Annotated in this window: 3 protein-coding genes and 2 pseudogenes; 3 read left to right on the top strand and 2 right to left on the bottom strand. The window is 40.7% G+C overall.

Annotation, left to right across the window (positions count from 1 at the left end):
- The 3 genes and pseudogenes from ACFIL7_RS09055 to ACFIL7_RS09045 form a co-directional block, all read left to right on the top strand.
- Window positions 1-1,711 (top strand): annotated as a pseudogene (locus tag ACFIL7_RS09055) (filamentous hemagglutinin); the annotation flags it as partial.
- The gene (locus ACFIL7_RS09050) at window positions 1,708-2,115 is read left to right on the top strand and encodes a hypothetical protein (RefSeq protein WP_375634567.1); all 408 of its coding nucleotides are present in this window, start codon (window positions 1,708-1,710) and stop codon (window positions 2,113-2,115) included. The pseudogene ACFIL7_RS09055 and the gene ACFIL7_RS09050, both read left to right, overlap by 4 nt.
- A gap of 170 nt (window positions 2,116-2,285) precedes the next feature.
- Window positions 2,286-2,687 (top strand): hypothetical protein, encoded by a 402-nt coding sequence (locus tag ACFIL7_RS09045; RefSeq protein WP_375612658.1) that lies wholly within the window; start codon window positions 2,286-2,288, stop codon window positions 2,685-2,687.
- A gap of 103 nt (window positions 2,688-2,790) precedes the next feature.
- On the opposite strand, the gene ACFIL7_RS09040 is transcribed toward ACFIL7_RS09045, so the two are convergent.
- Both ACFIL7_RS09040 and ACFIL7_RS09035 read right to left on the bottom strand, forming a co-directional pair.
- Window positions 2,791-2,991: an AlpA family transcriptional regulator gene (locus tag ACFIL7_RS09040; RefSeq protein WP_015856172.1), complete on the bottom strand. Its 201-nt coding sequence runs from the start codon at window positions 2,989-2,991 to the stop codon at window positions 2,791-2,793.
- Between the two features lie 207 nt (window positions 2,992-3,198).
- A pseudogene (locus tag ACFIL7_RS09035) lies at window positions 3,199-3,436 on the bottom strand (integrase); the annotation flags it as partial.

Here is a 3,436-nt window from a genome sequence, read left to right as displayed (position 1 = left end):
GGTTTCTGGAGAGCGTGTAGAAATGGAAGTAGGGGGTGATTTTGCCATTACCAGCCGCAGTGATACGGGACAAACTTCCAGTAAGCAAAACTCTGTTTCTGTTGGGTTTGGTGCTGGACAAACGGGTGGTGGGGGCTCCATGAGCGCCTCTTTCCAAAACGATAAATCCTCTAGTGATTATCATAGTGTTGTGGAACAATCAGGCATCAAAGCGGGTGATGGCGGCTTTAATATCATTGTTAAAGACAAAACAACGCTGACCGGAGGTATTATTGAANATCATAGTGTTGTGGAACAATCAGGCATCAAAGCGGGTGATGGCGGCTTTAATATCATTGTTAAAGACAAAACAACGCTGACCGGAGGTATTATTGAAAGCACAGCCTCGGCGGACAAAAACAGCCTGACCACTGGAAGCATTAGCACCAGTGATATCAGCAACAGTGCCCATGCTAAAGCCAGCAGCCATGGGTTTAGCATTTCTGGGAATGACACGATAAAGAACATTGCCAAGAATGTTTTAAATCACGGCAAAGCCAAGGATGGAGCAGAAGGGGAAACCAAATCTGCTATCAGCGATGGGACTATCATCCTTACTGATACAACTGGACAGAGGGCGATGGGGCAAGATGCTGGACAAATCATTGGCTCTCTCAACCGCAACACCGCAGCAGCACACCAAGCAGTAGAACAGCTAGATGTCGCATCGCTTGAGGGGGTAGTGCATAATCGCGTAGATATGATCAATGATTTATCGGATGAAGGATTGGGATACCTTGATAAAATTTATAAAATCACAAATGTCAAAGAGCACCCAGTAGGTGAGGTTGCGCATGATGAAAATGGCAATGTCCTCTATTTAACCGATGAAAATGGAGAGTATATAAAAGGCAATGATGGAAAATATATCACTCTGTATCACTTTTTAAAGCCAGAGGAAGAAAAGCATTTACAAAAAGGCCCTAATGGTGCTGTTTATATGTTCTACAATGGCATTTTTAATTCACCAGATGATGCTGCGGGTAATGCTGTCCAATTGGCTGTTAATAAAAATGGTCCCCTTTATTTTACATACTTTCCCCAAGCTGACGATGTGCTGGTAGAATTAGGGGTAGCATTTTATCAAAAGTTTTTTGAAGGGGGCTCTTGGGGGTTGACCAATTCAACCAAAAAGTTCCAAGATTTTATCTATCGTTATGGCAATGACAATGCTATTGTTAGTGGGCATAGCCGTGGTACCTTAACAGTAAGCAATGGAGCAAATGACTTGCAAGAACATGGTATCCACGGTGTAGCCAAGAAAACAGACTTCTATCTTGTTGGAGCGGCTGCTCACATGCAATCGATGGCCAATACAGTAGATTATCTAAGCGATGGCGAAAAAAATTATATCTACACACAAGGTCATATGTTAGACCCCATTAGTACAGTGATTGGTTACAATTGGCCTACGGCTTATAAGGCACCTTTAAATCTAGATTTTTCACTTTTGGAGAAAGGTATAAAAAATCCTTTTTATATGACGATATTTGCAGCAAACAGTTTATTTACTATAGCAACTAATCCAATCAGAGAGATGGGGAGAGCGGTCTGGGGCCTTAACCCGAGCCCCCATAATTGTTATGCTGATGCGAGTGATGCGTGTAGATGGAATTACGGTTCATTTGATTTTAAAAAACTTTATTCAACGAGAACAGGGAACAAAAAATGAAAATGTTTTTTAATTTATTAAGCCTGCTCATTTTGTTAACGGTTACTGGATGTGACATTGAAAACATTGACAAACCTGCTCCAGGGTACGTGAGTATGTGGGAGAAGTCAGGTGCGGATTCTACTGAGGTAGGAAAAGCCTTATTAGAATGTGGAATGCCGAGTCTTATCGATCCTGATTCAGAAAATAGAAAGCAGAGCATCAATGCAAAAGCAACAACTTATACATGTATGATTCAAGCAGGATTCCGTTATAAAGGGGGAGGGAGTCCGTGTTATACTTTTAAAGAGGAAAACCTCCCCATTTGTCAGCCTGGTGCTGTCATCCCGAAGAGAAGTGTCGAAAAGCGCTTAAACAGCCCGTTTTGTAAAAGAAGTCCAGTACAACCTGAATGCAAGCCTTAAGTGATGATCAACAATCCGCCATCCTTGCCTTCGCTTGGAATGGTGGGATTGTTTTCTCAACCAATCATCTCAATATTGTTCACCGTTGTTTTAAGCAGCGGTGACAGGAAATATCAACAGGTTTATGAGCTCTGTTTTATCGTAAATAAATCCATTGAAAGAGGGGAAAAATGAAGAAAATCTTAAAACTGTTGAGTTGCATGGCTTTGTTAAGTATCGCTGGATGTGACTCAAAGCCTCCTTCAAAATACTTTGTTATATGGCAAAAGCCAGATGCAGATTCTACTGAAGTAGCAAAAGCATTGTTAGAGTGTGGTAAGCCAACTCCTTATAATGCCGATACAGAAAATAGTGGATTAGGTTTCGGTGAATGGGCAATAATTCATACTTGTATGCTTCAATCTGGCTTCCACTATAGAAGTGAAAATGGAAAGTGGTGTGAAAATTGTCAAGATGATAGGATTCCGGTGTATCCTCTTAGTGGTTCTATCACGCCTCAGCGAAGTGTTGAGAGACGCTTAAATAGCCCTTATTGTAAAAAACATTCAGAACAACTTGAATGCCAGCCTTAAGTCTTGCTTCAGCAGAGAAAGCCTTGAATTTACACCAAATAAAGCACCAGGTTTGATGAGCTTGAGAAAGCCTTGTCCGTCCTTACGTGACAAGGTTTTCTTTTTATGCCGCGTCGTTATAACGTTGCTGTTTTGCTTGCTCGATGACATTCAAAAGATCTGATTGTAACCAACGCGATAAAAAACCAAATTTTAAAGGTTTTGGGAGAGAGCCATTGGTTACATGACGGCGGAAAGTTGAGACACTCATATGAAGCAATTTTGCACTTTCACGGTCTGTTAAAAGAATATCATTTTCTGTCATATTAAAATCCTTTCACTATAAAAATGGTAACAAATCATAACTATTTATTAACCACATTTTGGTTCATTTAGAAAGATGTTTTATTCATAGAAAACAATATTTTATTATACAATTTCTGATGTGATACGTGATGAATCTTATTGAGAAAGAATGAGAGACAAGAGAGCTAAAGTTATCCACAGATAATGGGGTTATTCACCCCATATTTTAGGTTTGACCCGTGACATAAGCCGCCCATTTATCCATATAGACACGGCGCTGTTCTAGATAGTCAGTACGACGATAGGAGCGCTCTACTTGTCCTCCGACTGTATGACTTAGAATAGTTTCAGCGACCTCATAGGGGGCATAGGTTGTTTCAGCAAGCCAATCGCGTAAACTAGAGCGAAAACCATGCGGGCAGGCTTCAAGTTTATTGTCTCTCATATATTGAGCCATACACTTC

It is taken from the genome of Bartonella sp. AP3QHHD (assembly GCF_042195765.1).
GTDB lineage: Bacteria > Pseudomonadota > Alphaproteobacteria > Rhizobiales > Rhizobiaceae > Bartonella.
Note: the sequence above shows the minus strand (reverse complement) of the source record. Positions and strands in the feature narration are given on the sequence as shown.

Coding starts and splice junctions, on each gene's coding strand:
- ACFIL7_RS09045 (WP_375612658.1), top strand. CDS start 2,286: ATGAAGAAAATCTTAAAACTGTTGAGTTGCATGGCTTTGTTAAGTATC.
- ACFIL7_RS09040 (WP_015856172.1), bottom strand. CDS start 2,991: ATGACAGAAAATGATATTCTTTTAACAGACCGTGAAAGTGCAAAATTG.
- ACFIL7_RS09050 (WP_375634567.1), top strand. CDS start 1,708: ATGAAAATGTTTTTTAATTTATTAAGCCTGCTCATTTTGTTAACGGTT.